The following is a 26,776-nucleotide window of genomic DNA, read 5'->3' on the forward strand; positions in this document are numbered from 1 at the left end:
TTACTTGAGCCAGTGAGGAAACAACTGATTTTCTTAAGTCTTAAGCTGTCTACCCAGCATAGTTCTCCGCTTGTTCTTGCTCGTCCGTTTCATCTGGTTCTGCCGGTGCATTTTCTACTTCCGGGTGTTCTGTGTCTACATCATTGTGCTCTTGTTGTAACTCTTGTTCAGCTTCTTTAATCTTTTCTTGGTCCTCTTGCATAGCTTCTTTTTCATCTTGCTGAAGTTGCTGTTCGTCCTCGATATCCTCTTGTTCTTCCGGTGGAGGATCTTGCTCAGCGCCACATCCAGTTAGTCCCAGCGTTAAACCTGCGGCCAGCGCACCAGTGAGAAACTTCGACTTAAAATCAAGCTGCATACATTTCCCCTCCGTAGTAAATGAATTTTATTCCCCTTAGAGGAATTTAAACTACATTCATTTTTTCACTTAATGAAGTGTAGTTAAACTCTTTTGGGAACAAACAGGAAAATGGTACTGTGGTAGTTTAGTCGGTAATCTGCATAACAAAAGCTTCTTATCCATTTTAATTGATAAGAAGCTTTCTCTGCTGGATGTGTATTTTTATATAGAAATTGCTGTTAAGATCGCGAGTCTCAAATTAATTGTTTTATTTCCCCTTCGAATTGCCTAATGTTGTTCAGCATCTCTTGGCACACAACAATTCACAGATATTTACCTTTTTGTGTAAAAATAGAGCGGTTTAATTCTCCACCAATTTATTTCCAATCTTTTTTTCAGATGGTGTTGCTTCTATTATATCTTCTGCTGGTTTAGCACGCTTGATGAAGAAAGCAAGAACAAGTGCAATGCCTGCAATAAGGACTGTCACAAAGAATGCATCATTAATTCCTTCCAACATTGCCTGCATCGCGATTTGCTGTTTCATTTCAGCAAGCGCAGCTGGAGTTGGTTGTCCTGTCAAGTTTTTTATGGCAGAATCAGCGAGTTCTTCCGCATGCGTTTCTGAGCGGATTGACATAACCGTCACCAACAAAGCCGTTCCAATCGCACCGGAGACTTGCTGCAGGGTATTGTTCATCGCTGTACCGTGCGGGTAGAAGCGAGCTGGCAGTTGGTTTAGTCCATTTGTTGTAACCGGCATGTTTACCATTGACATCCCAAACATTCGAACAGTATATAAAATAATTAACTGTGTATAGGTCGTCTCAAGCGTCAACCTACTGAAATAATAACTTGTTACCACGGTAATGGATAAGCCGATGATCGCTAGCATCCGGCCGCCAAACTTATCGAATAATCTACCAGTAATTGGTGACATTAAAGCCATCACAATAGCACCAGGCAGCATCATAAGACCCGCATCAAGCGGGGAAATACCTCGTATCGTTTGCACATAGATCGGTGTAAGCAGCATACCAGAAAACATCGCCATTGTAACGACCATCGAAATGGCTGATGATAAAGCAAACATAGGGAATTTAAAGATCCGGAAATTCAGCATTGGCCGGTCTTGTTTTAATTGTCGTAAAATAAACACTAACAATGAAACGGCCCCAATGGTGAGCGTTCCATATACCTGTGGGCTATCCCAGCCTTTAGAGCCGGCAGAACTGAAGCCATAGAGCAAACCACCAAATCCTGCGCTTGATAGCAAAAGTGATACAAAATCAAGACGAAGTTCCACTTTATCTTTTTTATCTTTAAGCAAAAAGATGCCACTCAATAGAATTAATGCTGCAAATGGCGTTACAAAGTGGAAAAGCATTCTCCAGTCATAATGTTCAATGATCCACCCTGATAATGTTGGACCAATCGCGGGTGCAAACATTAGGACTAGACCAAAAACGCCCATCGCCGTTCCCCGTTTCTCCAGCGGGAAGCTCGTCAGCATCACATTCATTAATAACGGCATCATAATCGCTGTTCCCGAAGCCTGTACCATCCGGGCAATTAATAAAACAGGAAAGACATGCGCAAGACTGGCGATAATCGTCCCAGCTGTAAACAAACCCATCGCTGTTATGAACAGGCGGCGAACAGAATACTTTTGAATCAAGAAAGCCGTAGTTGGAATCATGATTCCGTTCACCAGCATAAAGCCTGTAGTCAGCCACTGCACGGTTGGTGCATCAACATCTAATTCTGTCATAATTGATGGTAATGCGATATTTAATAATGTATTATTTAAAAAAGCAATGAAAGCTCCGACCATCAGGACAGCTAGAATCCCGTATGGTGGACGATCAGTGTTATTTATGGAATGATCCATTGTGTTCCTCCTATAGACGTTTAGTTCATTTTTTTATACTCTTGTTACACATAGACATTATATTATACCAACAGTATAAATACTGCAATAAAATAAACGCCTTGTATGATGGGTTTGTATAAACGGGGAAAATATTGTACGATGATTTTTATACAGGAAGTCTAATTTTAATAAAGGTGATTAGATGAACGACAGGAAACAGCATGTTATTGAAATGGCCCACCAATTATTTATAGATAAAGGCTTTCAAGCTACATCCATCCAAGATATTTTGGACTATAGCGGAATTTCCAAAGGAACATTTTATAATTATTTTTCTTCTAAAAATGAGTTATTAATCGCTCTTTTTAAATTGATCTACAAGAAGATGGAAAAAAATCGAAATGAATTGCTGATTGGTCAAAATCCTTCAAATATTGACATCTTCATTAAGCAGATTGAACTGCAATTGAAGACAAATAGAACAAATAAGTTAATATCCCTTTTTGAAGAAGTCTTTTTTTCAAATGATCCAGAGCTTAAACAATTTATAAAGCAAGGTCAATTGAGAACGCTTCGTTGGTTATTCCAGCGATTCACCGACATTTTCGATGATAGTAAAAAACCGTATTTGTTAGATTGCGCCATTATGTTGATGGGGATACTACAACAAAACCTCAAATATCATGAACTGGCGCATGGATCAAATTACAGCGTCCATCAAGTGGTCCGTTATAGTGTAGAGCGAGTAGTGCGGATGGTTGACGAAGTTGCAAAATCAGGTGATCAACTAGTTCAACCTGAGCTTTTGGAAAATTTGCTGCCTGACTGTCGCAATACCGACCAGGCTTTTCAGCAGGAACTTTATCATACTGTTTTAGTCTTGAAAAAAGCTTTAAACCATCGGGAAGCACAGACAAAATACATGGAGTTACTCGAATTCATTCAGGATGAGCTATTGCATTCAAAGAACCCACGAAAATTTCTGATTGAAAGTGCCCTTTTATCCTTTAAAACGGGTCAGGCAGCTTTTGCAAAAAAAGACGTGCAAAAGCTTGATCAACTTGTTGAATCTTTTTTTCATCAAATTGAGGAGTTAGGTTAATGTCCTATAATGAAGAACATCCGGCGCTTAATTGGTTGGCGCCGGATTCTGAAACGGTAAATTTTTATTTGTTGTTTCAATTTTATTTACATCTATTCAGCAAATTAGTTACATATCCACTTCACTCATATTTAGCATGATTAAATGAAGAAATAAAAACTATTGAGAAAAAAACTTAGATAGTGTTTATTACCGCCGAATAATCTTCCCAGCGGTGCTACCCGTGTACGCTCCATCATTTACAGTGATTTCACCGTTGACAAGAACATAATGAATACCTGTGGGAAGCGCTAATGGGTTTTCATAGGTTGCCTCATCATTTATTGTATTGGAATTAAAGACCACGATATCTGCCCATTGTCCTTCGCGGATGTATCCGCGGTCTCTAAGACGTAATAATTGAGCGGGTGCTCCTGTCATTTTTCTGACTGCCTCTTCTAAAGTTAATATTCCTTTTTCACGGACATATCTCCCCAGAATTCGTGGATATGTTCCATATAGACGAGGATGTGGCTTTCCCCCGAATATACTATCAGAACCGACGATTTGATAAGGGTGTTTCATTCCATAAATGACATCTTCTTCATTGCCCCAATGGACGACCATCGTGATTGCGGCGTTTTCTTCTAATAGTAAGTCAAATGCAGCTTCGTCCGGTTCTGTCTTTCTTAAAGCTGCGATTTCCGTCATACTTTTCCCTTCAATTTCCCGGTTTTTATCGGTTGACACAGAAGTAATAATAATATCTTCCCATCCACAATTCATTACCCAGTTCTCATACTCATCATTATTCACGAAATCATGCTTAACTTGTGCTCTTACAATAGGGTTCTCAAGCCGTGTCAATAATTCTTGGGTTCCACCTGAATGCATCCAAGGTGGTAAAATCGCGTGAAACACTGTTGAGCCAGCTGTATAAGGATATTGATCAAAGGTAATTTCGATCCCTTCTTTTCTTCCTTCCTCCATCTTTTCAAGAGCTTTCACAAATTTGTCCCTGTTTTTTTTACCGGCTACTTTAAAATGCGATACATGCAGTCTAACTCCTGACTGACGGGCGACATCAATGACTTCATCTAATGCTTCCAATGATCGGTTGCTTTCATTGCGAATATGAACAACAAAACTTCCGCCATATTTTGCAGATCCTTTACAAAGTTCAATCAATTCTTCCTTATTTGAATAGACATTTGGCGGGTAGACCAACCCCGTAGATATACCGACAGCTCCCTGCCTCATTCCTTCCTCCACCAATTCCCGCATTTTGACCATTTCTTCCCTGGTTGCTACCCTTCCCTCGAATCCCATGACTAATGTCCTGACGGCTCCATGCGGTACTAGATAGGCAGCATTCCCCGCTATTCTCATATCTTCCAAGTATTCGAGATACTCTTTAATAGAATTCCAGGGCCAATCACCAATATCTCCATTCAATCCCTTTAGCTGCTGTTGCCACAGCGGTTTTGTTTCTTCTGATACAGGAGCAACTGAAATACCATCTTGACCAAAAAGTTCTGTGGTAATCCCCTGTAAAATTTTTATTTTATGTATATCTGGCTTTAAGCATAAGAGATCGGAATGAACATGTGTATCAATAAATCCGGGAGAGACAAAAAGTCCGTCTGCATCAATGACAAGTTTAGCTTCATGTTCCTTCAATAGGCCAATTTCTGTAATTTTTCCATTCTTGATACCGATATCTAGAGCAGTCCAAGGGTTTCCTGTACCGTCAACGAGCTTTCCATGCTTAATTAAAATATCAAACATATGATTACCCCCATTTAGTATTTTTGGTGAAAGGAAAAAATTCATCACTTGTTTGATCATATTCTTCCATTCTCTTTTGGACTTTTGTTTCCTGAGACGCTGCTATACTTGTAACCAGTAAATTTAGCAATGCAAAGGTTGGTGTTATTCCCTTTAAAGGAATCGGGGCTGGCGCAACAACCGTAAACGAAATATCGGCGGATTGTCCGATTGGAGAAAGTTTATCATCTGTTATCGCTAAAACCATTGCCCCTTTTTTCTTGGCCGCTTTTACAAAAGAGAAAGTTTCCTGCGTATATCGCGGGAAAGAAATGGCAACCACTAAAGTTTTATCATCTATTTGAGATAATATATAATTAGCGTCCTCGATTTCTCCCCGATACAATAATGTATCTCCTACAACAGTGTTAAGACTGAATGTCAGCCAATTAGCAAGACCATACGATGAACGGAATCCAATAACGATTCGCTTCTCTGAAGCAATCAATAAATCTACTGCTTTTTTATACTGGTTGTAATCCAGTTGTTCCAATGTAGCCCGAATGTAGGCACTGTCGTGTTCGATTACATATTGAATCAAGTTGATATCCTTTAAGGATTTAGTAGTGCTGCGAAAATCCTCGATAGGATCAGTGGTTGGTGAGGATTCCTGCAACAAAGTGGCTTGAATTTCTTTCTGCAGTTCACTATATCCAGAATATCCAAGTGAATAAGACAATCGAATCACAGTGGTATCACTTGTATTACTTGCTATACCCAGCTGCTTTGCAGTCTGGAATGCAACTTCTTTAGGGAAATCGACTATATATTTTGCGACCAATTTCTCCTTTTTTGTCAGTTCGTTAAATTGCTTCCTTATTTTATCTTTAAAGTTATCCATGAGAGCGTATTCCTTCCTTATAATTAACCAGGCAATGCTGGGATTAACAAAAAAGACCTTTTTAGAAAAAAGAACGTTACAATTTGTAACGTCCGTCCTCGACCGTTGCCAGTTTTTCGGATGTACTTCTTCAATCATAATGTTTTTTTACCGGGCTAAAGCAGTTTGTGTTATAAAACTCCTACACTAGTAGCCTGGGCATCTGTTTACTTATTACACCGTAACCCTGTTAAGGAAGTGATCATAAGCAGCTTTGGATAATTCCGCAATTTTCCTCGCACCTTCTGCTTCAGTTTTGTTGCCTATCGAAAAAGCTGAAATAATTAATGTACCTTTATCACCCGGGAGTTTTACAATTCCTGCGTCATTAACCACACTTGCAACAGTACCTGTTTTGTGGCCAACAATCGTATTTTCCGGCAATAAGTTCGGTATTCTATTTCTAAATTGCTGTTTGGCCAGAATTTCAAACATATCATCACAAGCATGTTGCGAGATGAGTTGTTTAGACGCAATTAATTGTAATAGTTTCGCAATATCGGCTGCAGTGGTTACATTGTTTTCAATGCTCTCCTGGAAAACAATTGAATTAGAATCGATTTCACCATTTTTGAAACGACGATTAATTTCATGGTAAACTTCAAGCGAAAAACTCTGGGGCTGAAGCCCAACACATGAGCAAAGAAGCTCCCAACAACTAAATCGGATGTAGGTATTATTTAAACCAATTTCTTTCATATATTGATTGACAGTTTCCTTGCCAATAATCTGTAGGATTTTATCAGTACCCACATTATCACTGACAATGATCATCATTGTTGCTAAATTTTTTATTGTCACTTCAACAGGGATCAACTCCCTAAAGATTCCCGACCCATTAACTAAATCTTTTTCTTCTAAACGAATACGCTGATGCAGATCTACCCTGTTCATTTCCACATCGCGGTATAATGTCGCCAATATCGGAACCTTAAACACACTAGCGGCTTGAAAAAAACGGTTTTGATTGATTGCGGCAGTCTCTCCAGATTCCAGATGCTTCACGTAAACTCCGAAGTTACCCGTTGCATCATGTAAAACTTCTTCCAAACGATTCTGTAAACTCATAACCTTTCTTCCTTTCATATTTTAGTATTTTTCTGTATCCAGGCTTTAAAAAGGCCCGGACACAAAAGACTTAAATCGTTTGTTTGCTGGCTATCTTAGGGAATTGTCTAAAGTGATAAGAAATCCCATATGGATGACCGTTCTCATCTACTAATATCTCAGCGATTTCGGTCGAGTCGTTAACATAAGCAATAAAGACATTTTCTTTGACAAATATGATTGGAATTTCACCATTTTGAGAAATAAGGATTGGTGCCCCGTCTTTAATTTCAATGGCTAATTTCATTCCTTCATTGGATAGATATTCTCCTTGATACAACTCGAGTTGCTCTGCCGCAATGTTATATTCTTCAAAAGTTATATGTGTTGCTTCTACTTCTCTGCCTTCATAAGTATTGAATGCAAGCTGCATAATCCGGGAAGCAGGCGCACCCGCTAAGTTCGTCAGGACGACACCAGAAACACCTTTTTCAGGCAGGATGCTCATCTGGGCTGCGATTGCCTTTAAAGCCCCGCCGTGTTCTACGAGCAGAGTTCCAAAATAATCAGGAGTAATCATTAACCCATAGCCGTAAAATCTTCCTGGCTGTGTTTGAATATGCGGCTTAATCATTTCATTTACACTTTCCTCAGTAAGGATTCTCTTTTCGTTTACTACGCCTTTGTTACGGAAGATTTCAGCGTATTTTAGCATATCGTTGGCAGTAGATTTCAAAAACCCTGCTGCCCTCATTGATGGAGAATCCCACCAAACAGGAGCAGCTATAACAGATTTATTTCCGTCACTCTGGTCTATTACATAACATGTTGTGATATTTTCATATTCTTGGTACTCATCGATCGTAAAAAAACTGTTTTCCATGCCACAAGGATTCAGAATATGGTCATATACATATTGCTCATAGCTTATTCCGCTGACTCGTTCAATGATGGTTCCCAACAAAGCATATGCATCATTAGAATAACTGAAGTGTGTGCCCGGAGCGCCTAATAGTTCAAACTCCTGGTTTGCGATGAATTCCATCAATTGGTCATATGTGTCGATTGGTTCATGATCTTTTTTCTCGATATCAAGGCCTGGATATTTGTCTGCATGCGGGTCAATATCCATTGACCTTTTCATGGCATAAAATAGCGAGGACATTGGTGGCAATCCTGAAGAGTGTGTCATAAAATGGTGAATGTTGATCTCTGTTAGAGCATTTTCATCTTTAACCTTGAATTCTGGCAAATATTTGACCACAGGATCCAGAACATTTAGTTTTCCTGCTTCCTGCAGCTGCATAATAGCGACGCAAGTAAATGATTTCGTCACGGAGCCGATCCCGAAGACTGTGTCTTCTGTAATTGGTAATGATTTCTCAACGTTGCGGAATCCAAATCCTTTATGATAAACGATTTGTCCTTCTTGGGCGATTGCTACTGAGGCGCCTGGAATGTGATGTTTTTCGACTAATTTTTGCGCAGCCACTTCAAACTCTTCAAATCCGGTTTTCATTTCAAGTTTCCTCCTTATATATGGGTTAAAAATCATTAGATTATCTTGATACAAGTATTCTTGTAATCTCACAACAATTTTTCTATAGCCGGAATGCTTTGCTTCACAGTCTTTTCACTCTGTCTTAATATCTTTAATATAGAAATAGCTAAAATTTTTACACCATTCTGTAAAGAATCCAGGTTAAAGCTCATATTTGGATGATGCAAGCCTGGCTGTAAATCGGTACCGAGACCTACCATGGCTGCATGTATATGAGGAAATGCGTTTTTGTAAAAATGAAAATCTTCCCCACCTGGTGTAACTGCCGGCTTTGCTAAAGCGTCTGCACCAAGTGCATCAACAATTGCCTCTTTCACAAATTCCTCAATTACCGGACTAGATTCTGCAGCTACCATTGTCGCAAGCGTTTCCAACTCAACTTCTGCTCCATTAGCAACGCCAGCTGAATGAACTGCATGATGAATTTGTACTAAAAGATCATCCATGGCTTTATTTTGCCTAGCCCGCACATCGATTCCAAATTCAGCATAGTCAGGAATAATATTTAAATTATCACCGCCTGCCTTAACCATCGTCACTTTTGCGGATGCTGAAATAGTCGGGTCAATCCTGACTGCGTTCACTGCCTGAATAATGGCCGAAAGAGAATCCACCACATTAACTCCAAGATTTGGCCGTGAGCCGTGAGCCTGAACTCCTCTAATTCGTCCCTTTAATAAAGTTGTAGATCCATGGTAGATCGCCGGCGAAGCCTGGCCATAATGCATCTCCTGCAGTGGTCGTACATGAATGCCCAGCATATAATCAATATCATCAATGACTCCTTTATCAATCAAAGCCTTTGCACCTTTGCCGGATTCCTCCGCCGGCTGAAAAATGATTTTAATAAGGCCTTGCGGTTTAAAGCATGCTTCCTTCAAGGAGGAAATGGCATGGAGCACCATTGTCATATGTGCATCATGGCCGCAGGAATGATTGGCTCTCCACTCTCCATCTACGAGCTGAAATAAAGCATCAATATCCGCTCTGATGCCAACCGTGGGTCCTTCTTCGCTATTTCCCCAATACCCGATCACGCCTGTGTGATCATTAAAGGTTTCAAAAGGAATATCCATCAGTTGTAATTGTTGGCATAAGTACTCGGTTGTGTTTTCTTCTTTCCAACTGATTTCCGCGTTTGCATGCAAATAATGATAGGTTGAGGTAATTAACTCTGTATGTTGATCCACCCAATTTTTAATTTGTTCAATCATGTAATGCCTCCGTATTGTGATGTTCAATAATATAAAAATGTACATTGGATTGGCTATTCCTTAAGATTCCGGTTGCTCTGTACCCTTTTGAGAATGCATCAGATACTACATTCCTCAACTTATATCTCCATGCTTTTGCAGCTTCATTATTCACTTGTTTCAAGCATTGAAAGTTGGCGGGAACAGGTACTAAATAACCCCTGTCATTTGCGATTATTACTTCATCAAGCGGAATCGGAATGTCACCTGATTCACGCCAGCCTAGAAGCGGTTGATACTTTTTTGCAGAAAACTCATTCTGAAATGTTCCTTCAAGCGCGTTCGTTACCCGAATCGAGCAAATATCCCATTCAGCTAAGAGACGATCAGTTGGCAAGCCTCGATTTAGCTTGTCGTTCATCTCCCCATAATAAGATTCAATATAGGTTTTCGCGTATGCTCCAAGCTTGTTAAGGTTAAAATAAGCATTTCTAGCTTCTAATGGATCATAGGTCCATACAATTTTTTGGTAACCGTATTCAATGGCCCATTCTCTTTGTTTCAACTTTAACTTTAATCCAATGCCCAGATTTTGATACTTCGGATTGACGGCCGTCATATGTGAGATCAAATAAGGTTGACCATCTTTATATCCGGAAAAACCATACGAGAAGCCCACCAAATCGCCGTGATCAAACGCTCCTATGACACTACCGCCATGGTGGCAAGCAGCTAAAAGCTGTGGAAGAGGTGTAACAGTATCTCTGCTCCAAATTTCTTCCTGGAAAGACACGACTTCTTCAATTTCCTTTAAATCTTGTATATGTTTATAAACGATTTGTTTTGTCATTGCCATCTGCAGGATCCCCCCACTCTTATTTCAGGCATGTATTATTACCCCGGGGCGACAGCTTAACGGGTTATCGTTTCCTTTTTAAATACTTTTTCATCAAAAATAAGCTGATTGATAACTTCATTATCAATATCAAATCCGATTCCCGGTTGTTCTGGAACAGCAATAAATCCTGGTTTTGAAAGAGTTACTTCAGGTAAAATGATATCTTTATGAAAATAACGACTGGATGCAGAGGTATCCCCGGGAATGGTAAAATTGTTTAATGATGCAATAGCAATGTTATGAGCCCTCCCGATTCCTGCTTCAAGCATTCCGCCGCACCATACAGGAATATTTTTTTCCGCACATAGATCATGAATTTTGATCGCTTCAGTTAAGCCGCCAACTCTGCCAATCTTGATATTGATAATTTTGCATGCGTTTATTTCTATCGCCTTTCTTGCGTCTTCCACAGAATGAATGCTTTCATCTAAACAGATGGGCGTTGCCAATTCTGCCTGAAGTTTGGCATGATCAATAATATCATCATGGGCCAATGGCTGCTCGACCATGATTAAACCAAACTGGTCTAGTTCTTTTAATAGTTCCTTATCATTAAGGGTATAAGCAGAGTTAGCATCAGCCATAAGCGGAATGTGATTTCCGAATTTACGACGAATAGCCTCCAGCGGTTTAATATCCCAACCGGGCTTTATTTTCACTTTGATTTTTCTATATCCTTCATCTATAAAGCCTTCAACTTTTTCTAATAGATTATCAATACTGTCTTCTATTCCAATGCTGACGCCTACTTCAATTTCTGTACGCTGGCCTCCTAATGCTCCAGCAAGCGTCTTGCCATTTTGCTTACTGTATAAATCCCAAACTGCCATTTCTAACGCTGCTTTCGCCATGTTATTCCGGCGAACGTATGAAAACATGTCTGAGACATCTTGTGGTTTCTGAATTCCTTTATCTAATAGCTGCGGGACTAAAAAGCTCTCAAGCAAGTGCCACACTGTGCCGGTTGTTTCTTCATTATAAATCGGATAAGGCATTGCGACACTTTCCGCAAAACCAACGTGATCTTCCCCGTAAACCCGGACAATAATAATATCTTTTTCAGTCACCCTCCCAAAGCTTGTTGCAAACGGAGATTTTAAAGGTATTTTAATACGTTGTAATTGAACTTGATTGATGTCCATATACTCACTTCCTAATTAAATGTGTAGTTTTGCTCTTATCCTTGTAATATTTCTGGATCATATAAATGACAAGCCACAAACTGGCCTGGCTTGGCCTCGATGTTTCGTGGTTTCTTTGTTTTACATATATCCATACATGCAAAGCACCGTGGATGGAATGTGCATCCTTGCGGAGGATTTGCGGGATTTGGGATATCCCCTTTTAAAATAATCCGTTCTTTCTTAATCATTTCAGGATCGGGAACTGGAACAGAAGACATTAATGCTTTTGTGTACGGATGCAATGGTTCAGCAAACAATTGTTTTTTATCAGCAAACTCTACCATTCTTCCTAAATACATAACTCCAATTCTGTCACTTATATGTTTTACCACACTTAAATCATGGGCGATGAAAATGTATGTTAAACCTAACTGTTTCTGGAGCTTTTGAAACAAGTTAAGAATTTGCGCTTGAATCGAAACATCCAATGCAGAAACTGGCTCATCAGCGATAATCAAGGATGGATTTACCGCGATAGCACGGGCGATGCCAATTCTTTGTCTTTGTCCGCCGCTGAATTCATGTGGATAGCGATCGGCATGAGAAGCGTTTAAACCTACCATCTCCAAGATTTCTAATACTTTTTCCTTGCGCTCTGTGCCATTTCTAACAATGTTATGCGTTGCTAATGCTTCATCTAAAATAGAAGCAATTCGCAGACGCGGATTTAAAGAGGCAAAGGGGTCCTGAAAAACAATTTGCATTTGCTTGCGGAGTTTTCTCATCTCATTTTTTTTTAAGGTTAAGATGTCCCTTCCATCAAAATAGATTTCTCCGCTTGTCGGTTCAATTAACTTCAATATGCTTCTTCCAGTTGTTGACTTCCCGCAGCCGCTTTCACCAACAATCCCTAAGGTTTCTCCTTTACGCAGGTTGAACGAAATCCCATCCACAGCCTTAACAAAATCTTTTCTTCTGGAAAAGAAACCATTGTTAATAGGAAAGTATGTTTTAAGATCCTTCACCTCCAGTAGTATTTCACTCATGTTAACGCCTCCTCATTAATATATAACCAGCATCTTACAGAGTGTCCTTTATCTGTTTTTACAAGAGGCGGGTTTTCTTCTAGACATCTGGAATCGGCGTGTGTGCAACGAGAGAAAAATGGGCAGCCTTTCGTCACTTCCCCGATATTTGGTACATTTCCTTCAATTGGCTGAAGACTATCCATTTCGCCTTCAAGTCTGGGGATCGAGTTTAATAGACCAATTGTATAGGGATGCTGTGGATTTTTGAATATTGTTTTTATATCGGTCTCTTCGACAATTTGGCCATAATACATGACCATTACCCGGTCCGCCATTTCTGCAACAACACCTAAATCGTGAGTAATTAATAGGATTGCTGTATCATAGTTCTTTTTAAGATCATTCATTAAATCCAAAATCTGGGCCTGAATTGTCACATCCAGCGCTGTTGTGGGTTCATCTGCAATCAGCAGGCTAGGATTACAAGCCATTGCCATTGCAATCATGACGCGTTGTCTCATCCCTCCCGAAAGCTGATGAGGATATTCTTTCACAATTTTCTCAGGGCGAGCGATTCCAACTTTTTCAAGCATTTCTACAGTCTGTTTTTTTAATTCATCTCCTGAGATGTCGGTATGAAGTTTTAACACTTCACTAATTTGTTTTCCAATTTTATGGACGGGGTTTAATGATGTCATCGGTTCCTGAAAAATCATCGAAACATCTTTACCGCGTATGGAACGCATCTTTTTTTCGGATACGAGATTTAAATCTTTCTCTTTCAGAATGATTTTACCTTCAATTTTCCCGACACTATTTGTAATCAATCTCATAATCGAAAGTGATGTGACACTTTTGCCGCAGCCTGATTCACCTACCAAGGCAAGTGTTTCACCTTTATGGATTGTAAAGTCCACATGGCTGACTGCATTCACAAACTGTTTTTTTCCAGATTTAAATTTAATAGAAAGGTCTTCGACTTTGAGAAGTTCTTCCTTTGCTACAAAGTTTGTTACCATTATAATCACTCCCGAACGGTTATTTTTGTCTTGGATCGAGCGCATCCCGCAGGCCATCACCAAGCAGGTTAAATCCAAGAACGACCAACATAATTGACAGTCCAGGGAAAAGTGACATCCACCATGCCTGACCTAAAAACGCCTTTCCAACATATGCCATAGCTCCCCATTCAGGGGTTGGCGGCTGTGCTCCGAGCCCTAAGAAGCTTAATGCTGCAGCAACAAGAATACTAGTTCCAAATTGTAAACTCGATAAAACGATTACTGGAGATAGAACGTTAGGAAGTACATGTTTCACAATTATTTTATAATCTGAAACGCCAAGGGCTTTTACAGCTTCAATATATTCTTTCTCCCTTATGGACAATACTGCTCCTCTCACCACCCGTACATAGGAGGGGATGACAGAGATTGCAACTGCAATCATCGCATTTGTTAAACCAACTCCAAGCACAGCTATAATCGCGATCGCGAGCAAAAGGGATGGAAATGCCAGCAAAATGTCCATAAACTGCATAATGTAGAGATCAATTTTGCGGTAATACCCTGAGATAATGCCTAAAGTAACTCCGATAATACCTGCTACAAGTACAGCAACAAGGCCCATCATTAATGAAACCCGACCCCCATACAGCATTCTGGAAAAGATGTCTCTTCCAAAATCATCTGTTCCTAATAAATGATCTCCTCCCGGAGGTAAGAAACGCTGTTCAAATTTCATTACGTCGACCGGATGAGGGGCAATGAGTGGTGCAAGCAACGATGCTGAGACAAAAATGATTAGGATCAAGGCTCCAATGACGGCACTTTTATTCGTGACTATCCTTTTTCCAACTAATCCCCAGTAAGATTTAGCCTTATCAACGGTCTGTCTGTTGTTTTGCGGAGACATGTATTTGCTTTCAGAATTTGTAATTTTAGGAGCTGAGCTGTTCAAAATGGACACCCCTTTCTAATATTTGATGCGAGGGTCAACGATACTATATACAAGATCAACTATTAAATTCGTAATAATAAAAAGAAACGCCATAAAGAGGACTAGCCCTTGTACAGTTGGTAAATCTCTTTTAGAAATTGCTTCAACAGAAAAACTGCCTAAACCTGGTAGTGCAAATACCGTTTCAATAACAACAGCTCCGGCCAATAAGAATCCGAACTGAAGGCCTATTAATGTAATGACTGGTATCATGGCATTTTGAAGTGCATGCTGCAAGATCATTGGAATTAAAGCAAGGCCTTTTGCTTGTGCTGTTCGCATGAAATCTTGTTTAATGACCTCAAGCATGCTTGACCTTGTCATTCTTGCAATATTTCCCGCGGAGCCCAAACCAAGCGTTATGGAAGGTAGAATTAATGATTGAAATCCTTCATATCCTGAAATAGGAAATATGTTTAATTGATAAGAAAAAATCCAAATTAAGAAGAGTGCAATCCAAAAACCTGGAGCAGATATTCCTATCAATGAGATGACCATCGCTAATTGATCAACAATGGTGTTTTGTTTTACTGCAGCTAATATTCCCATCAATATACCAACGACAGAGCCGATTAATAGACTATAAACCGCCAGCTGAAAGGTAATTGGAAACCGGGCAGTGATTTCCTCAACGACCGTTAACCCTGTAACATACGAAGTTCCCAAGTCCCCTTGAAACACATTTTTAATATAGTCGATGAATTGTATAATCATTGGCTGGTCCAACCCCAGACTGGTCTTTAATTCAGCGATCGATTCTTCTGTTGCAAAGTCACCTAATATATAGGTGACAGGGTCCCCTGGGATAAGATGCATCATCATAAACACTAAGAAAGAGACACCAAATAATGTAACAATCATTGACAACGTGCGTTGCATTATATATTTTTCCAAATCCTATGCCTCCTTATTTAAATAATACAGTTAGGGATGAATGATCCCTAACTGTATTCTCTTCGTTTTATTATTTTGGACGGATATCGTTGAACAAAATGTTTTGTGAATATGGATTTTGTTTAAAACCTTCAATATCACGGTAAGCTGTAAGACTTTCACGAACAAATAATGGCACCCACGGTGATTCTTCCACTATAAACTGCTGTGCTTCTTCATAAATTTTCATGCGTTCTTCCGGATTCATCGTTTGACGCCCGTTCGTTAGCATGTTGTGCAATTCTTCAGACTCATAATGCAACCTTATTGAGCTGCCTTTTGCAAACAGCATGTACAATATATCCGGATCAGACCATCCATACATCGTTAACAGTGCGTCATGTAATCCCTTTGGAGTATTGGCAGAAATTGCAGCAGCCTCTTGCACTGATATTTTCACGTCAATACCGATTTCCTTTAACTGGTCTTGAATAATCTGCGCGATCCTTTGCATAACCGGTTCATCAGATAACCATAATTCGAATGCAAAAGGCTTTCCATCCCTGTCGGCAATGCCGTCTCCGTTGGAATCCTTCCATCCAGCTTCCGCGAGCAGCGACTTGGCCTTTTTGACATCCCGGGTATACTTATCTTCCGCCGCCCCTTCGACCGTTTCACTATAACCAGGAATAGTTGGAGGAAGCGGACCAAACACAGGTTTAGCATATCCTTCCAATGCAAATTCTACGATTGGTTCTCGGTCTATACCGAGAGCGATTGCCTGTCTCACTTTTTTATCCTGGAAGATTGGTTTTTTGTTATTAAAACCCAGATAAGTAATTCCTTGTTCGTAAATACTGTCAATTTTTACACCCGGTGTATTTTTTAAATCTTTTACATAGTTGGGTGGTACCTTTGTCATAATTTGCGTGGTACCCTTCTTAAACTCAAGAACCCTTGTATCGTCATCCGTGATAAATCGGAACTCGTATTTATCAAAGGCAGGAGCACCCTTGTTTTCAACGAAAGGAGGACCCCAATTGTAGGCTTCATTTTTTGTATACACAATCGATGATCCACGTTTTCGCTCTGCAAATTTAAATATGCCTGCAGCAGCCGGATGTTCACCAAACTTATCCCCATGCTGTTCAATAGCTTTAGGATCCATAGGCGCCAAATAAGCAGTTGTTAGTCCACTGGCAAAAGGTGCAAAAGGTTCTGTGAAATAGATCATTAGTTTTTGTGGCTCAACAGCTTCAATTTTCTCCACTGGTCCAGCTATAAATTTTACAGCAGAATGTTCGAGGAATCTTTCAAATGTTTTCTTCACAGCGTCTGCAGTAACCGGTTCTCCGGAATGAAATTTTGCGTTTTCATTCAAGTAGAAAGTCCACACTTTGCCATCCGCTGATGTTTCATACTTTTCAGCCAGGCCGGGAATCAGGTTCCCATCCAAATCCCTTTTCAACAACGTTTCATAAACATGCCCATTTGAATCATCAACCCATGTTGTCTTGTGGACATCTATTGTATCTGGCTCACGGACTGATGAAATCACCAGAGTATCGCGCGAATTCCCTGCTCCGCTAGCAGCCGTGGAACCTTGGGTCTTATCTCCAGAGCTTTGTTCAGTTGGTTTTGGATTACAGCCTGTTAATAACAACATAAGACTAATTAAAGCAATGAATAGAATATGACCTATTTTCCTTGTCACGATTCGTGCCCCCTATTTTTTAATGAGTTTGTCTTTCTCTAAAAACTCTATATCTTTGTTAAATGGAAATACTGGTTTATTGAGTCTCGTGTGGTTAAAGGAGGCAAGATTAAAACTGCTCAGCCCAGGCGAATCTACAGATATGATAGAATGTGCCAGCGGTTCAAAACCGGCCCGGAAATGCTGGCTTGATTTCAAGGCGACAATTTTATAAGTTGTTACGTCAATACCATGCAGTAAAAAGATTTGCTCATCCAATGTTTGGGATCTCTTTGAACAGACAACAATATCGATTCCGCCCACTACTAATCTCACAGATTTCCCAAAATCTACTTTTGCCCCTCTCCCCATAGGTGAAGATTGGATAAACTGCCCATCTGTTAGGGTTTTGACATAGGCTTTAACCTGAACAGGTTTGCCATGCATATCATCGGTTTTACCACCCAGCTCTATTTCAATTAAAGAGCCTATTCCTTTTGTATGTGCAATATCCACTACTTCCGGGTCATAAATGAACCCGAAACAAGCATTGTCAAGTTTCGCCTCCAACATTGCTGAAAGCAGGTGTGTTCCATCTCCTGGAGTCCCGCCCCCTGGGTTATCAGATGTTTCATTGATGACTATCGGATGGCCTTCTATTTGTAATGCCTTATTAATGCCTTCACTGGGGGTATCGATATGAGGGAAAAATTTCTCTCTTGCATTCCAAATTTCAAGAGCAATTTCTTCCGAAGTTTGATTTGCAAGTTCCTGATCATTATTTGTTATGGTTAAAACCGTTACACCAGGTTCCGGGATGTTCGTATATGGAAAACCGTGAAAGAAGGTACAATCAATAATGGAGTCGTTCTCTTCGCGTGCCCAGCACAATCGATTGATGTCAGCTGCAGGTGATAGATTTGTAGTGGATGTCGGAATCATCAGTGGAAGTTTCTTGAGGCTCATCTTTGGCTGAATTTCACCTGATAGGATTTGTTTTGTAATGTCAATTGCTTCTATTCCTCTTTCATAAGAATCAACATGCGGATAGTAATTAACTCCGAGGAGGACATCTGCTTCTTGAACCATTTGTTCTGTTATATTGCCATGAAGATCGAGGGTAACTACAATGGGAATATCATCGCCTACTACCTCTCTCACCGCATGCAATATTCCGCCTTCGAGATCATCAACATCTTCAGCGACCCCAGCGCCGTGAAGAGCAAGGCATATTGCCCCATACTCTGCTGCGGTTTGGATATTTTCGATTAATTCGTTAATAATTGTCTCATACGTTTCTCTGGTAATAATCCCTGATGGCATCGCAAAGGAGGAAAACGTTGGAACTACCTCAATGCCAATTTCTTCACCACGATCAATCATCCCCCCCAAGTAATCTCTTACTTTTCGATGTCTATGAATGACTTCATCTCCATGCAGCCATTCCCATTGTTTAAACGACTCAACCGTCGTCTTAACACTGGAAAAAGTGTTTGTCTCATGAGCAATCTGACCAATCAAGATTTTCATTTTTTCCCCACCTTTTTGAAGTAAACACTTTACTTTGTTAATCAAAATGAAGTTTATAATTTATTATCTGTAATTATAGTATGGTGGTGGGTACTTTTCAATATTAAATTTATAATTTTTAAAAATTTTTGATTATTCTATAAAAACAGTCATTTTTGATGGTTAGAATATTTAACCCTATTAGGATATGGTTATTTAACAAAATTAAAAAAAGGCTGACTCAAAAGGTCGTTAACACACGCTTTTGAGTCAGCCTCTTTCCCTAAGTTAATTGTACTTTATACTGGTTTTTATTAAATGCATATTTCTATATTTCATTGGAGAGTGTATTAGTGACTACATTTCAGGGAGACTACTTCAAATGGCCTACTACCGCAGAAGAAAAAGGAGGAGGAGAGGTTACTTCAACGCCTCCCCAATCATGCTGGTTGTGTATATTATAGGTTTAAGCTTATTGGTATCTTTAGCTAATGCGGACAAGCTCTTCGACATTTTCGCGGTAATGCTGTGTTTCGGAGTAGTTGTCCTGCTTTATAAATTTTTTGGCGTTACCCAAAAATATTATAAAGCTTATTTACGCTTCAAATATTCTGGCATAGAAGAAGTAGATCAAATGTCTGGACATGATTTCGAGCACTTTTTAGCACCTCTTTTTGAAACCCATGGCTTCAAGGCATCCGTAACTCAAGAATCTGGTGATTATGGCGCAGACTTAATTCTTAAAAATAGACGTAAGAAATACGTCGTGCAGGCTAAATGTTATAGCTCCAACATTGGCATAGCTGCAGTACAGCAAGCTGTTGGAGCAGTAAACTTTTACAATGCAAACGGTGCAATGGTTGTAACAAATCGGCTACTTTACCAAACAGGCCGAGAAACTTGCCAAGGCTAACAATGTTAAGTTGATAAACCGTACAGAACTATCAGATATGATTTGCAAATACCACCGTCAAAGAAAACGGCAGCTGCTTGAAGTCGAAAACTAAGAAAAAACGTCACCTGTTTGTGACGTTTTTATTTTACTACCAATAACAAACGTAGATGAAATCAATATATGCACCTTATGTGAGCTTTTGCAGCCCTTTATTGATATCTTATTCCGACCCCAAAGTGTACGCAGATCTGTTTTGTTAAGCAGAAGTAGTTAAATTTCTATTTCTTTTATATCTGCAATTGGCAGCAAATGATTTTCGGCCTTAAATTCTGCTAATTCTGCATTATTTCTTACTTTACTAGGCCAATCCTGGTTGGCTAAAGCCCCTTTTCCAAGGCTTATAACATCAGCATAACCCTCTGTTATCAGTTCTTCTGCTTTTTCGGGATCGTGTAAGGCGCCATTTGCAATGACAGGCACTTTCCCATATTTTTTTGCAAGCTCTGGTAATGTAGTACTGGAGCCAGCAAAAGCCGGTTCAAAAGCCTTCGGTTCAGTGATATGAATAAAGTCTGCCCCTGCTCGTGCTAAATGGCTGAAGATGACTTCTGCGTCTTTTTCTTTTCCAGCCCATTTATGATCTGAATCATTTACTTTGGCTTGGGAGATTCGTATACCAACAGGATAATCACCCCCAACTGCTTTACGAATTTCCTGGAGAACCTCCACAGATAATCTTACACGATTTTCCGTCGAGCCTCCGTAATTATCATCACGTTTATTCGTATAGTCGGTTAAAAACTGATCAAGAATGTACCCATTGGCCCCGTGAACTTCAACGCCATCGAAGCCTGCTTCTTTTGCATGCTTCGCTGCATTAACAAAGCCATTTTTGACGTCTTCGATGTCAGCAGAGCTCATCTCTTTAGATAATGGAAACTCACCTTCACCCCGATAAAAGCTTAACTGTGATCCTTTCGGTTTTATCGCTGATGGACCGATTGAATTTGCTTTATGGATATTCCCCTGGGATAGGGCACCTGCATGCATCAATTGGCAAATAATCTTGCTGCCTTGTTTATGGACACTTTCAACAACGTTCCTCCAAGATTTGGTTTGGTCCTCATTTACTATTCCTGGCTGATATAAATAGCCCTGGCTATATAGTTCATCAGGATATACTCCCTCGGTTATCAACAGGGAAAACCCACCCCTCGCGAATTTTGTGTAATATTTTATCATTCGCTCCGTCACAAACCCATCTTCAGTAGCACTCACACGGGTCATTGGTGCTAAAGCAATACGGTTTTCCAGCTTTAATCCAGCTATGTCCAATCCGGCGAACAGTTTTTCGTAATGTTTCGTCTGCATTTTTACCACTCCTAAAAATCTATTTGGCATCGAAAAGGCATCCTGTTGCCAGTTCCTGTTTAAATCATATCATATCATCACATCTCCACTATTAGGGCCTAACGTCTGGCCAGTATATATATTGCCATCAGGATCAGAAGCTAAAAGAACCGCTGTAGGTGCAACTTCCTCCGCTTTTCCAAACCTTGGTATCGCTAATTCTGAACGTTTTTGGATCTTCCATTCTTCATTAATGCCTGCCACTAATTCGGTTTCAATTGGTCCTGGAGCTATACAGTTAGCTGTTATACCATACTTTCCTAATTCCAAGGCAATTGACTTTGTAAAACCGATAACACCTGCTTTTGCTGCCGCGTAATGGCTTAGTTCAACTCCGCCTTTTTGGCCCAACTGGGAAGCGGTATTAATGATTCGCCCACTCTTTTGAGAAATCATATAAGGAACGACCTGTCTGGTTGTTAAAAAAACGGATTTTAAGTCGACTTCAATCATTCGATCCCACATTTCAACACTCATGTCCTGAATCAAACTCTGTGTTAAAATCCCTGCGTTATTAACGAGAATATCAATACGGCCATAAGCGTTCATTGTATTTGTTACTAATTCCTTAACGATCTTTTCGTCCGTTATATCTCCTTCCGTAACAATGACTTGCACATCAAAGTCAGTCAATTCCTTGACTAATAACTTAACTCTCTCTTCATCGAGCCCATACACATTAAGTGATAAGTTTGCCCCTTCTTTTGCGTATGAAAGGGCAATAGCTTTTCCAATCCCCTGTCCGGCTCCCGTAATAATCGCGGCTTTCCCTTTAAGTTTCATGCTTTTTTCCTCCTCAAACATTCATGATTCTGCTGTTCGCTTCCTGGGCTTCGCTTGGTTTACGTTTTAATTTCTCTCTATCTCGAATGACCCACGCTGTACAAATTATCATGGTAATCGCTAAATAAATGAAGCAAAAATAAATCAAGAATGAAAAAGCTGATAAATTCATATTCGACTCCTCCTTTTCTTTTATAATGCAGATTTGATTGACTCGTTTTTAAGTGCATGATAATCAAAGTTATCCGGGGCAATTAAGGTAACAACAACAGTAACGACCAAAGAAATGATATAACTGCTGATGTAAGTGACATATAAAGGAACATCCGTGAACAATAAAAGGTAAGTAGCAACGCCGATGGTTAACACATTGGCAAGAGTGACGGCTATAGAGCTGGTTTTTTTCCACCATAGAGATAATACTAGCGGGAAGAAAGGTGCTGAAATCATAACACCGGTTGAAAGCATGAGTTCTAATAGCGAAACCTGCTTTAATGAAGATAAGACAACTGTGACTGCAACCATCACCGCTGTGATTCTAGCAATCTTTAATGTCTGTTTATCTGAAATATCTTTATTAATGTATTCCTTGTAAATATCATTTGTAATCATGGAACTAATCCCATTTAAGTAAGTGTCACCCGAAGAATAAACAGCCAATAGTACGGCTATCGCAAAAAAGATAATAGCTCCTGAAGGTAATAGATATTGGACAACCTGCGGGAAAATTTCAGAAGGATTTGTGACTTCCAGATTTAAAGATAGGCCGATTAAACCTACTAAACTGCAGCAAAGTGCAATTGGAACCCAGCCCCAGCCTCCAAATAATAATGCTTTTCTTAACTTCTTCTCATCTACAGCAAATACCCGCTGCCATGAACTATTGCTCAAAGTTGCGATGACTCCCCAGCCTCCAAGCGTCACGGCAAAATAACCTAAAAAGGCATCTGCTCTAAATAAGTCCAGCTTTTGTGCCGATCCTTCAATACTTTGTAACCCGGCAAATATTTGCTGCGGTCCGCCTGCATCGACGATTATCCAAGGAATCAAAAAGATTACAATTAGACCAACAGCAATATATTGGATATAGTCTGAAAGGACAGAGCTCCACAGTCCGCCAATCAGAACATTCAAAGTAAATACGGACGCGACCAAAATAGCGGAAATTTGATAATTCATTCCAAACACCGAATTAAGCATAATGGCTCCACCGACTACTTGGAATAATGCAAATACAAGCATGATGTACAGTGCAACAAGTGTAAAAATAATGTGTGCTTTACTATCAAATCTTCGTTTAATCCATCCTCCAATGGTCATACCGGTTGGAAGCAACCCCCTGACTCGCGGTCCAATGAATGCAAACACCGTGTAACTTAAGCCAGTAGGCAGTGCATACATCCAAATTCCTGCTACTCCCCATGTATAAACACCTTCTGCTGATGCCATAATCGTTCCTGCCCATAGCTCGGTTGCAATGATTGATGCAGCAATAATTCCGGCTGGTACCCCGCGGCCTGCAACCATATATGCTTCGGCATTATCTACCGAAAACTGATTTTTAGCCCAGAAAGCAAGTAAAACCATACAGATCCCTGAGACTGCAACCAATAAGTAACCTTGTGCCACTAAATTCATTTTTCGTCCCCTCCTAAATTTTTTAGTGTCTTCCCACATTTATAATGCAATTATTGTGCCAAATTTTTGAATTTTAAAAATTTTAAAAATAAATTGAGTCAAGGAACGTTTACCAATATGAGAAGGGTTATTAATTTCCCTCCAGTTAGATAACTCTTTTTAAATAAATCTGAAAAGATACCTTGAATAAAACGCAGTATAATTCCAGTGTTTTGTGAGGTTTTCTCACAATGTTTTGAATTTTCAGACATAAAATACCATACGATTTTCGAGAAAAGGTTTATATGAAAAATATCATAAACCCTTTTCTCAAGAAATATTAGGAATTCAATAAAGCGATTTTTTTCAATTCGTTTGCAAAAAGGCTGCTATTGTAATCTCTCAGATAAGGAATCTGCCGCCTTTGCTCGGAAATTTTATCAAGATCAATATCAGCAATGATAACCTCATTTTCTTTCGTTGCTTCAGCAAGTACCTCACCTTGAGGACTTGTGATCCGGCTATGTCCTCCAAATGCGGTTTCATTTTTTTCAGTGCCTGTACGATTTGCCGCAATTACATAAGCCATTTTCTAAAGCCCGGGATCGGGTGGCAATATCCCATGCATATAATCGTTCTTTTCCGAATGCAGAAGGATAAACAATTATATCCGCTCCTTTTAATGCAAGGACGCGCGCATTTTCTGGAAAGCCGACTTCATAGCATATTTGCATTCCTAAGTTTCCCCATTCTAACTTAAATATAGGCAGGCTTTCACCTTTTTTAAACCTAGTATTCTCTTGGTCCCAAAGATGTGTTTTACGGTAAGTTCCCAAAATTCCTTCCGGGCTGGTGACCACACTAGTATCATAAATAAGACCTTGGGTATTAATCCGCTCAAGAATACAGCCCACAAGAGTAATATTGAACTCTTGACATAATGTTTCCATCCAATTTGTTGTTGCTCCAGGAATTGTTTCTGCGAAGGAAACATCATCTTCTTCTACTCTGTAGCCTGTGTTAAACAGTTCAGGCAGAACTATTAATTGAGCTCCTTGCCTTGCTGCCTCTGAAATTAATCCGTATGCACGGTCCAGATTTAATTGCTTGTCACCCAGCTCACAATTCATTTGGATTGCGGCAACTTTAAATTCATTTGTCGCTACCATGTTCTTCTCCCTCCCTTCAAATGTCTTAAGCTTCAATCATGCAATTTATGTGCCAACTTTAAATAGTTTGAGTTTTTATAGGTTTATACAGCATAGCTTATGTGCAAACGGAAGAATATCATGCAAATTTGCATATAACATATTGCAATGATGCATATCCATTTTCCATGAATAAAAAAGTTTATTTTTCTCCCATTAGTGAAATAAAAAAATGCCCCTGTGACCAGAGACATTTTTAGCAGTTATGCAGTTCGATCTTTCTAATCTTTCTACTGATGGTTGATTGGTTTACGTTTAATGCTTTGGCGATTTTCACAGTGGAATTGAATCGTTCTTTAGCCAATTTAAGCAATTGAATTTCAGCTAATTCAGTACATTCTTTTAAAGGAAGAATATCCAGTACTTGTACTTTATCCTGATTTATACTCCGTGGAACCATTATTTCTGAGAAATAAACGGGTGTTACTACAGACTCATCAGAAATGACAACTAGTCTTTCAACAATGTTTTGGAGCTCCCGAACATTTCCAGGCCAATCATATTGTTGTAAGCTATCCATTAATGCCGGCGCAAAAGTTTTATTTTTATTGTATTTACGGTTAAAATAGTCTACAAAATGAATCACGAGCGGAAGAATATCTTCCCGTCTTTTTCGTAATGGTGGTATGAGCAAAGGAACCACATTTAAACGGTAATACAAGTCCTCGCGAAATTTCCCTTTTTTTATCTCCTCCTTTAGATTCTTGTTTGTTGCCGTAATAATTCTGACATTCACTCCAATCGACTTTGTACCGCCAATCCGCATAACCTCCTGCTCCTGCAGCACCCTTAGCAGCTTGACCTGCAGCTGAAGGGACATTTCCCCAATTTCGTCCAAAAACAAGCTTCCCTCGTTGGCTGCCTCAAACAGCCCCATCTTTCCTTCACGATTCGCTCCAGTAAAAGCCCCTTTTTCATAACCAAATAATTCAGATTCTAACAAATCTTCCGGAATTGCCCCACAGTTAATTTTAATGAACGGCTTGTCATCTCTATTGCTTGACCGGTGAATATAATTCGCTATTACTTCTTTTCCTACCCCTGATTCTCCTAAAATCAGAACGGTGGAATCAACTTGTGCTACCCTTTCTGCTAAATCGAATACCTTTTCCATATCACGACTGTTAAAGATAATTTGCTTCTGCTGGGTTGTTTCCTTTCTTAATTCCATCAACTCAAGCTTATAGCCGTTGATTAATTGCTTCATTTCATCGATTTCTGCATTTAACTTACTGACTTCCGTAATATCCCTTGACGCATTGACAACCCGAACAATCTTCCCGTTTTCATCCTTTATCGGTGTTCCAACCACCATTAGCCGTCTTCCCGTTTTCGTTACTTGAATGGTTGATATTTTTTCTCCTTTTTCCAATACAAGCCTTGTTATGGATGGTTTATATATCCCTTCCGCCTCTAATTCCAAAACATTTCTGCCCACTAAGTCAGCTTGTTTTTTACCCCATAATTTTTCGCAAGCAGAACTGACCCTTAATGTATTCCCGTCGGCATCAGATACATATATGACATCATAAGAGGTATCAAAAATAGCTTTTAAATCCATACTTAATTCTTCATAATGTTGAAACTGTTTATTAAAATTCCCAAACTTATTTAAAGGCTGCAGGACGACTAAAACTCCTGTTATGTCCCGATTGTTTTCTACCACTGGCACATAATATGATATAAACGCTTTGAAGTCATATTCAATTAAGATTCCTTCTTGAGATTGTTTCGTGTTAATTGTTTCTTTTAAATACTTTAGGAGATCCTTACTATTAAATATATTTTCGGTAACTACATTATTTAATTTTTGAAGGTTATATGAAAGATCAAAAAATGCAAGTCCAAACGGCAGCACATTGAAAAGGCAATAGTTTTCTCACTAGCGTTGCATTAAATAAAAGCGAATTTGTCAAGCTCAAATCAAATAAATTTATTTTG

Annotated in this window: 23 protein-coding genes and 1 pseudogene; 3 read left to right on the forward strand and 21 right to left on the reverse strand. The window is 39.5% G+C overall.

Annotation, left to right across the window (positions count from 1 at the left end; genetic code table 11):
• Positions 1–49 precede the first annotated feature (49 nt).
• Together CVD23_RS04215 and CVD23_RS04220 are read right to left on the reverse strand one after the other, a co-directional pair.
• Positions 50–358, reverse strand: a complete 309-nt coding sequence (locus tag CVD23_RS04215) for a hypothetical protein (protein ID WP_101665283.1) — start codon at positions 356–358, stop codon at positions 50–52.
• Positions 359–701: 343 nt separating this feature from the next.
• A complete protein-coding gene (locus CVD23_RS04220; RefSeq protein ID WP_101665284.1) occupies positions 702–2,231 on the reverse strand; it encodes a DHA2 family efflux MFS transporter permease subunit in 1,530 nt (509 codons plus the stop codon).
• Between the two features lie 184 nt (positions 2,232–2,415).
• Here CVD23_RS04220 and CVD23_RS04225 point away from each other — a divergent pair, with 184 nt between their 5' ends.
• Complete coding sequence (locus CVD23_RS04225; RefSeq protein ID WP_101665285.1) at positions 2,416–3,315, forward strand: TetR/AcrR family transcriptional regulator; 900 nt, start codon at positions 2,416–2,418, stop codon at positions 3,313–3,315.
• 189 nt (positions 3,316–3,504) lie between these two features.
• On the opposite strand, the gene CVD23_RS04230 is transcribed toward CVD23_RS04225, so the two are convergent.
• The 13 genes from CVD23_RS04230 to CVD23_RS04290 all read right to left on the reverse strand — a co-directional run bounded on the left by CVD23_RS04230 (position 3,505) and on the right by CVD23_RS04290 (position 18,943).
• The gene (locus tag CVD23_RS04230; protein ID WP_101665286.1) at positions 3,505–5,082 is read right to left on the reverse strand and encodes an N-acyl-D-amino-acid deacylase family protein; all 1,578 of its coding nucleotides are present in this window, start codon (positions 5,080–5,082) and stop codon (positions 3,505–3,507) included.
• Positions 5,083–5,086: 4 nt separating this feature from the next.
• Positions 5,087–5,962, reverse strand: a complete 876-nt coding sequence (locus CVD23_RS04235) for a MurR/RpiR family transcriptional regulator (protein ID WP_101665301.1) — start codon at positions 5,960–5,962, stop codon at positions 5,087–5,089.
• A gap of 213 nt (positions 5,963–6,175) precedes the next feature.
• On the reverse strand, positions 6,176–7,069 hold the full coding sequence (locus tag CVD23_RS04240; protein ID WP_101665287.1) for a serine hydrolase: 894 nt from the start codon (positions 7,067–7,069) through the stop codon (positions 6,176–6,178).
• A 70-nt stretch (positions 7,070–7,139) separates the two neighbouring features.
• Positions 7,140–8,567, reverse strand: a complete 1,428-nt coding sequence (locus CVD23_RS04245) for a serine hydrolase domain-containing protein (protein ID WP_101665288.1) — start codon at positions 8,565–8,567, stop codon at positions 7,140–7,142.
• Between the two features lie 68 nt (positions 8,568–8,635).
• Positions 8,636–9,823 carry a M20 peptidase aminoacylase family protein gene (locus CVD23_RS04250; protein ID WP_101665289.1) on the reverse strand — a complete coding sequence of 396 codons (1,188 nt, stop codon included), beginning with the start codon at positions 9,821–9,823 and terminating at the stop codon, positions 8,636–8,638.
• On the reverse strand, positions 9,816–10,658 hold the full coding sequence (locus tag CVD23_RS04255; RefSeq protein ID WP_101665290.1) for a GNAT family N-acetyltransferase: 843 nt from the start codon (positions 10,656–10,658) through the stop codon (positions 9,816–9,818). The genes CVD23_RS04250 and CVD23_RS04255 overlap by 8 nt, the downstream gene beginning before the upstream one ends.
• Positions 10,659–10,714: 56 nt before the next feature.
• On the reverse strand, positions 10,715–11,842 hold the full coding sequence (gene menC / locus CVD23_RS04260; RefSeq protein ID WP_101579299.1) for an o-succinylbenzoate synthase: 1,128 nt from the start codon (positions 11,840–11,842) through the stop codon (positions 10,715–10,717).
• 35 nt (positions 11,843–11,877) lie between these two features.
• Positions 11,878–12,870: an ABC transporter ATP-binding protein gene (locus CVD23_RS04265; protein WP_101579298.1), complete on the reverse strand. Its 993-nt coding sequence runs from the start codon at positions 12,868–12,870 to the stop codon at positions 11,878–11,880.
• Positions 12,867–13,871, reverse strand: a complete 1,005-nt coding sequence (locus tag CVD23_RS04270) for an ABC transporter ATP-binding protein (protein ID WP_101665291.1) — start codon at positions 13,869–13,871, stop codon at positions 12,867–12,869. Before CVD23_RS04270 ends, CVD23_RS04265 begins: the two co-directional genes overlap by 4 nt.
• A 19-nt stretch (positions 13,872–13,890) precedes the next feature.
• Positions 13,891–14,763: an ABC transporter permease gene (locus CVD23_RS04275; protein WP_101579326.1), complete on the reverse strand. Its 873-nt coding sequence runs from the start codon at positions 14,761–14,763 to the stop codon at positions 13,891–13,893.
• A gap of 60 nt (positions 14,764–14,823) precedes the next feature.
• Complete coding sequence (locus tag CVD23_RS04280; RefSeq protein WP_101579296.1) at positions 14,824–15,741, reverse strand: ABC transporter permease; 918 nt, start codon at positions 15,739–15,741, stop codon at positions 14,824–14,826.
• A gap of 70 nt (positions 15,742–15,811) precedes the next feature.
• Positions 15,812–17,434 carry an ABC transporter substrate-binding protein gene (locus CVD23_RS04285; RefSeq protein ID WP_101579295.1) on the reverse strand — a complete coding sequence of 541 codons (1,623 nt, stop codon included), beginning with the start codon at positions 17,432–17,434 and terminating at the stop codon, positions 15,812–15,814.
• Positions 17,435–17,446: 12 nt separating this feature from the next.
• Positions 17,447–18,943, reverse strand: coding sequence for a M81 family metallopeptidase (locus CVD23_RS04290; protein ID WP_101665292.1), 1,497 nt, complete (start codon positions 18,941–18,943; stop codon positions 17,447–17,449).
• Between the two features lie 361 nt (positions 18,944–19,304).
• Here CVD23_RS04290 and CVD23_RS04295 point away from each other — a divergent pair, with 361 nt between their 5' ends.
• Both CVD23_RS04295 and CVD23_RS22765 read left to right on the forward strand, forming a co-directional pair.
• A complete protein-coding gene (locus tag CVD23_RS04295) occupies positions 19,305–19,835 on the forward strand; it encodes a restriction endonuclease (protein ID WP_101665293.1) in 531 nt (176 codons plus the stop codon).
• Positions 19,792–19,929 carry a restriction endonuclease gene (locus CVD23_RS22765; protein WP_374702614.1) on the forward strand — a complete coding sequence of 46 codons (138 nt, stop codon included), beginning with the start codon at positions 19,792–19,794 and terminating at the stop codon, positions 19,927–19,929. Before CVD23_RS04295 ends, CVD23_RS22765 begins: the two co-directional genes overlap by 44 nt.
• A 158-nt stretch (positions 19,930–20,087) precedes the next feature.
• Here the strand turns inward: CVD23_RS22765 and CVD23_RS04300 are convergent, their stop codons facing one another.
• The 6 genes and pseudogenes from CVD23_RS04300 to CVD23_RS04320 all read right to left on the reverse strand — a co-directional run bounded on the left by CVD23_RS04300 (position 20,088) and on the right by CVD23_RS04320 (position 26,396).
• A complete protein-coding gene (locus tag CVD23_RS04300; RefSeq protein ID WP_101665294.1) occupies positions 20,088–21,188 on the reverse strand; it encodes an NADH:flavin oxidoreductase in 1,101 nt (366 codons plus the stop codon).
• A gap of 69 nt (positions 21,189–21,257) precedes the next feature.
• The gene (locus CVD23_RS04305; RefSeq protein WP_101579290.1) at positions 21,258–22,010 is read right to left on the reverse strand and encodes an SDR family NAD(P)-dependent oxidoreductase; all 753 of its coding nucleotides are present in this window, start codon (positions 22,008–22,010) and stop codon (positions 21,258–21,260) included.
• Between the two features lie 13 nt (positions 22,011–22,023).
• Entirely contained in the window at positions 22,024–22,182 is a 159-nt protein-coding gene (locus CVD23_RS21800) for a hypothetical protein (protein ID WP_180955525.1), read from the reverse strand.
• Between the two features lie 20 nt (positions 22,183–22,202).
• Positions 22,203–23,648 (reverse strand): sodium:solute symporter family protein, encoded by a 1,446-nt coding sequence (locus CVD23_RS04310; RefSeq protein WP_180955527.1) that lies wholly within the window; start codon positions 23,646–23,648, stop codon positions 22,203–22,205.
• A gap of 319 nt (positions 23,649–23,967) precedes the next feature.
• A pseudogene (locus CVD23_RS04315) lies at positions 23,968–24,796 on the reverse strand (carbon-nitrogen hydrolase family protein).
• Positions 24,797–25,031: 235 nt separating this feature from the next.
• Entirely contained in the window at positions 25,032–26,396 is a 1,365-nt protein-coding gene (locus CVD23_RS04320) for a sigma-54 interaction domain-containing protein (RefSeq protein ID WP_101665302.1), read from the reverse strand.
• Positions 26,397–26,776 lie beyond the last annotated feature (380 nt).

It is taken from the genome of Bacillus sp. V33-4 (genome assembly GCF_002860225.1).
Classification (GTDB): Bacteria; Bacillota; Bacilli; order Bacillales; family Cytobacillaceae; genus Bacillus_BJ; species Bacillus_BJ canaveralius.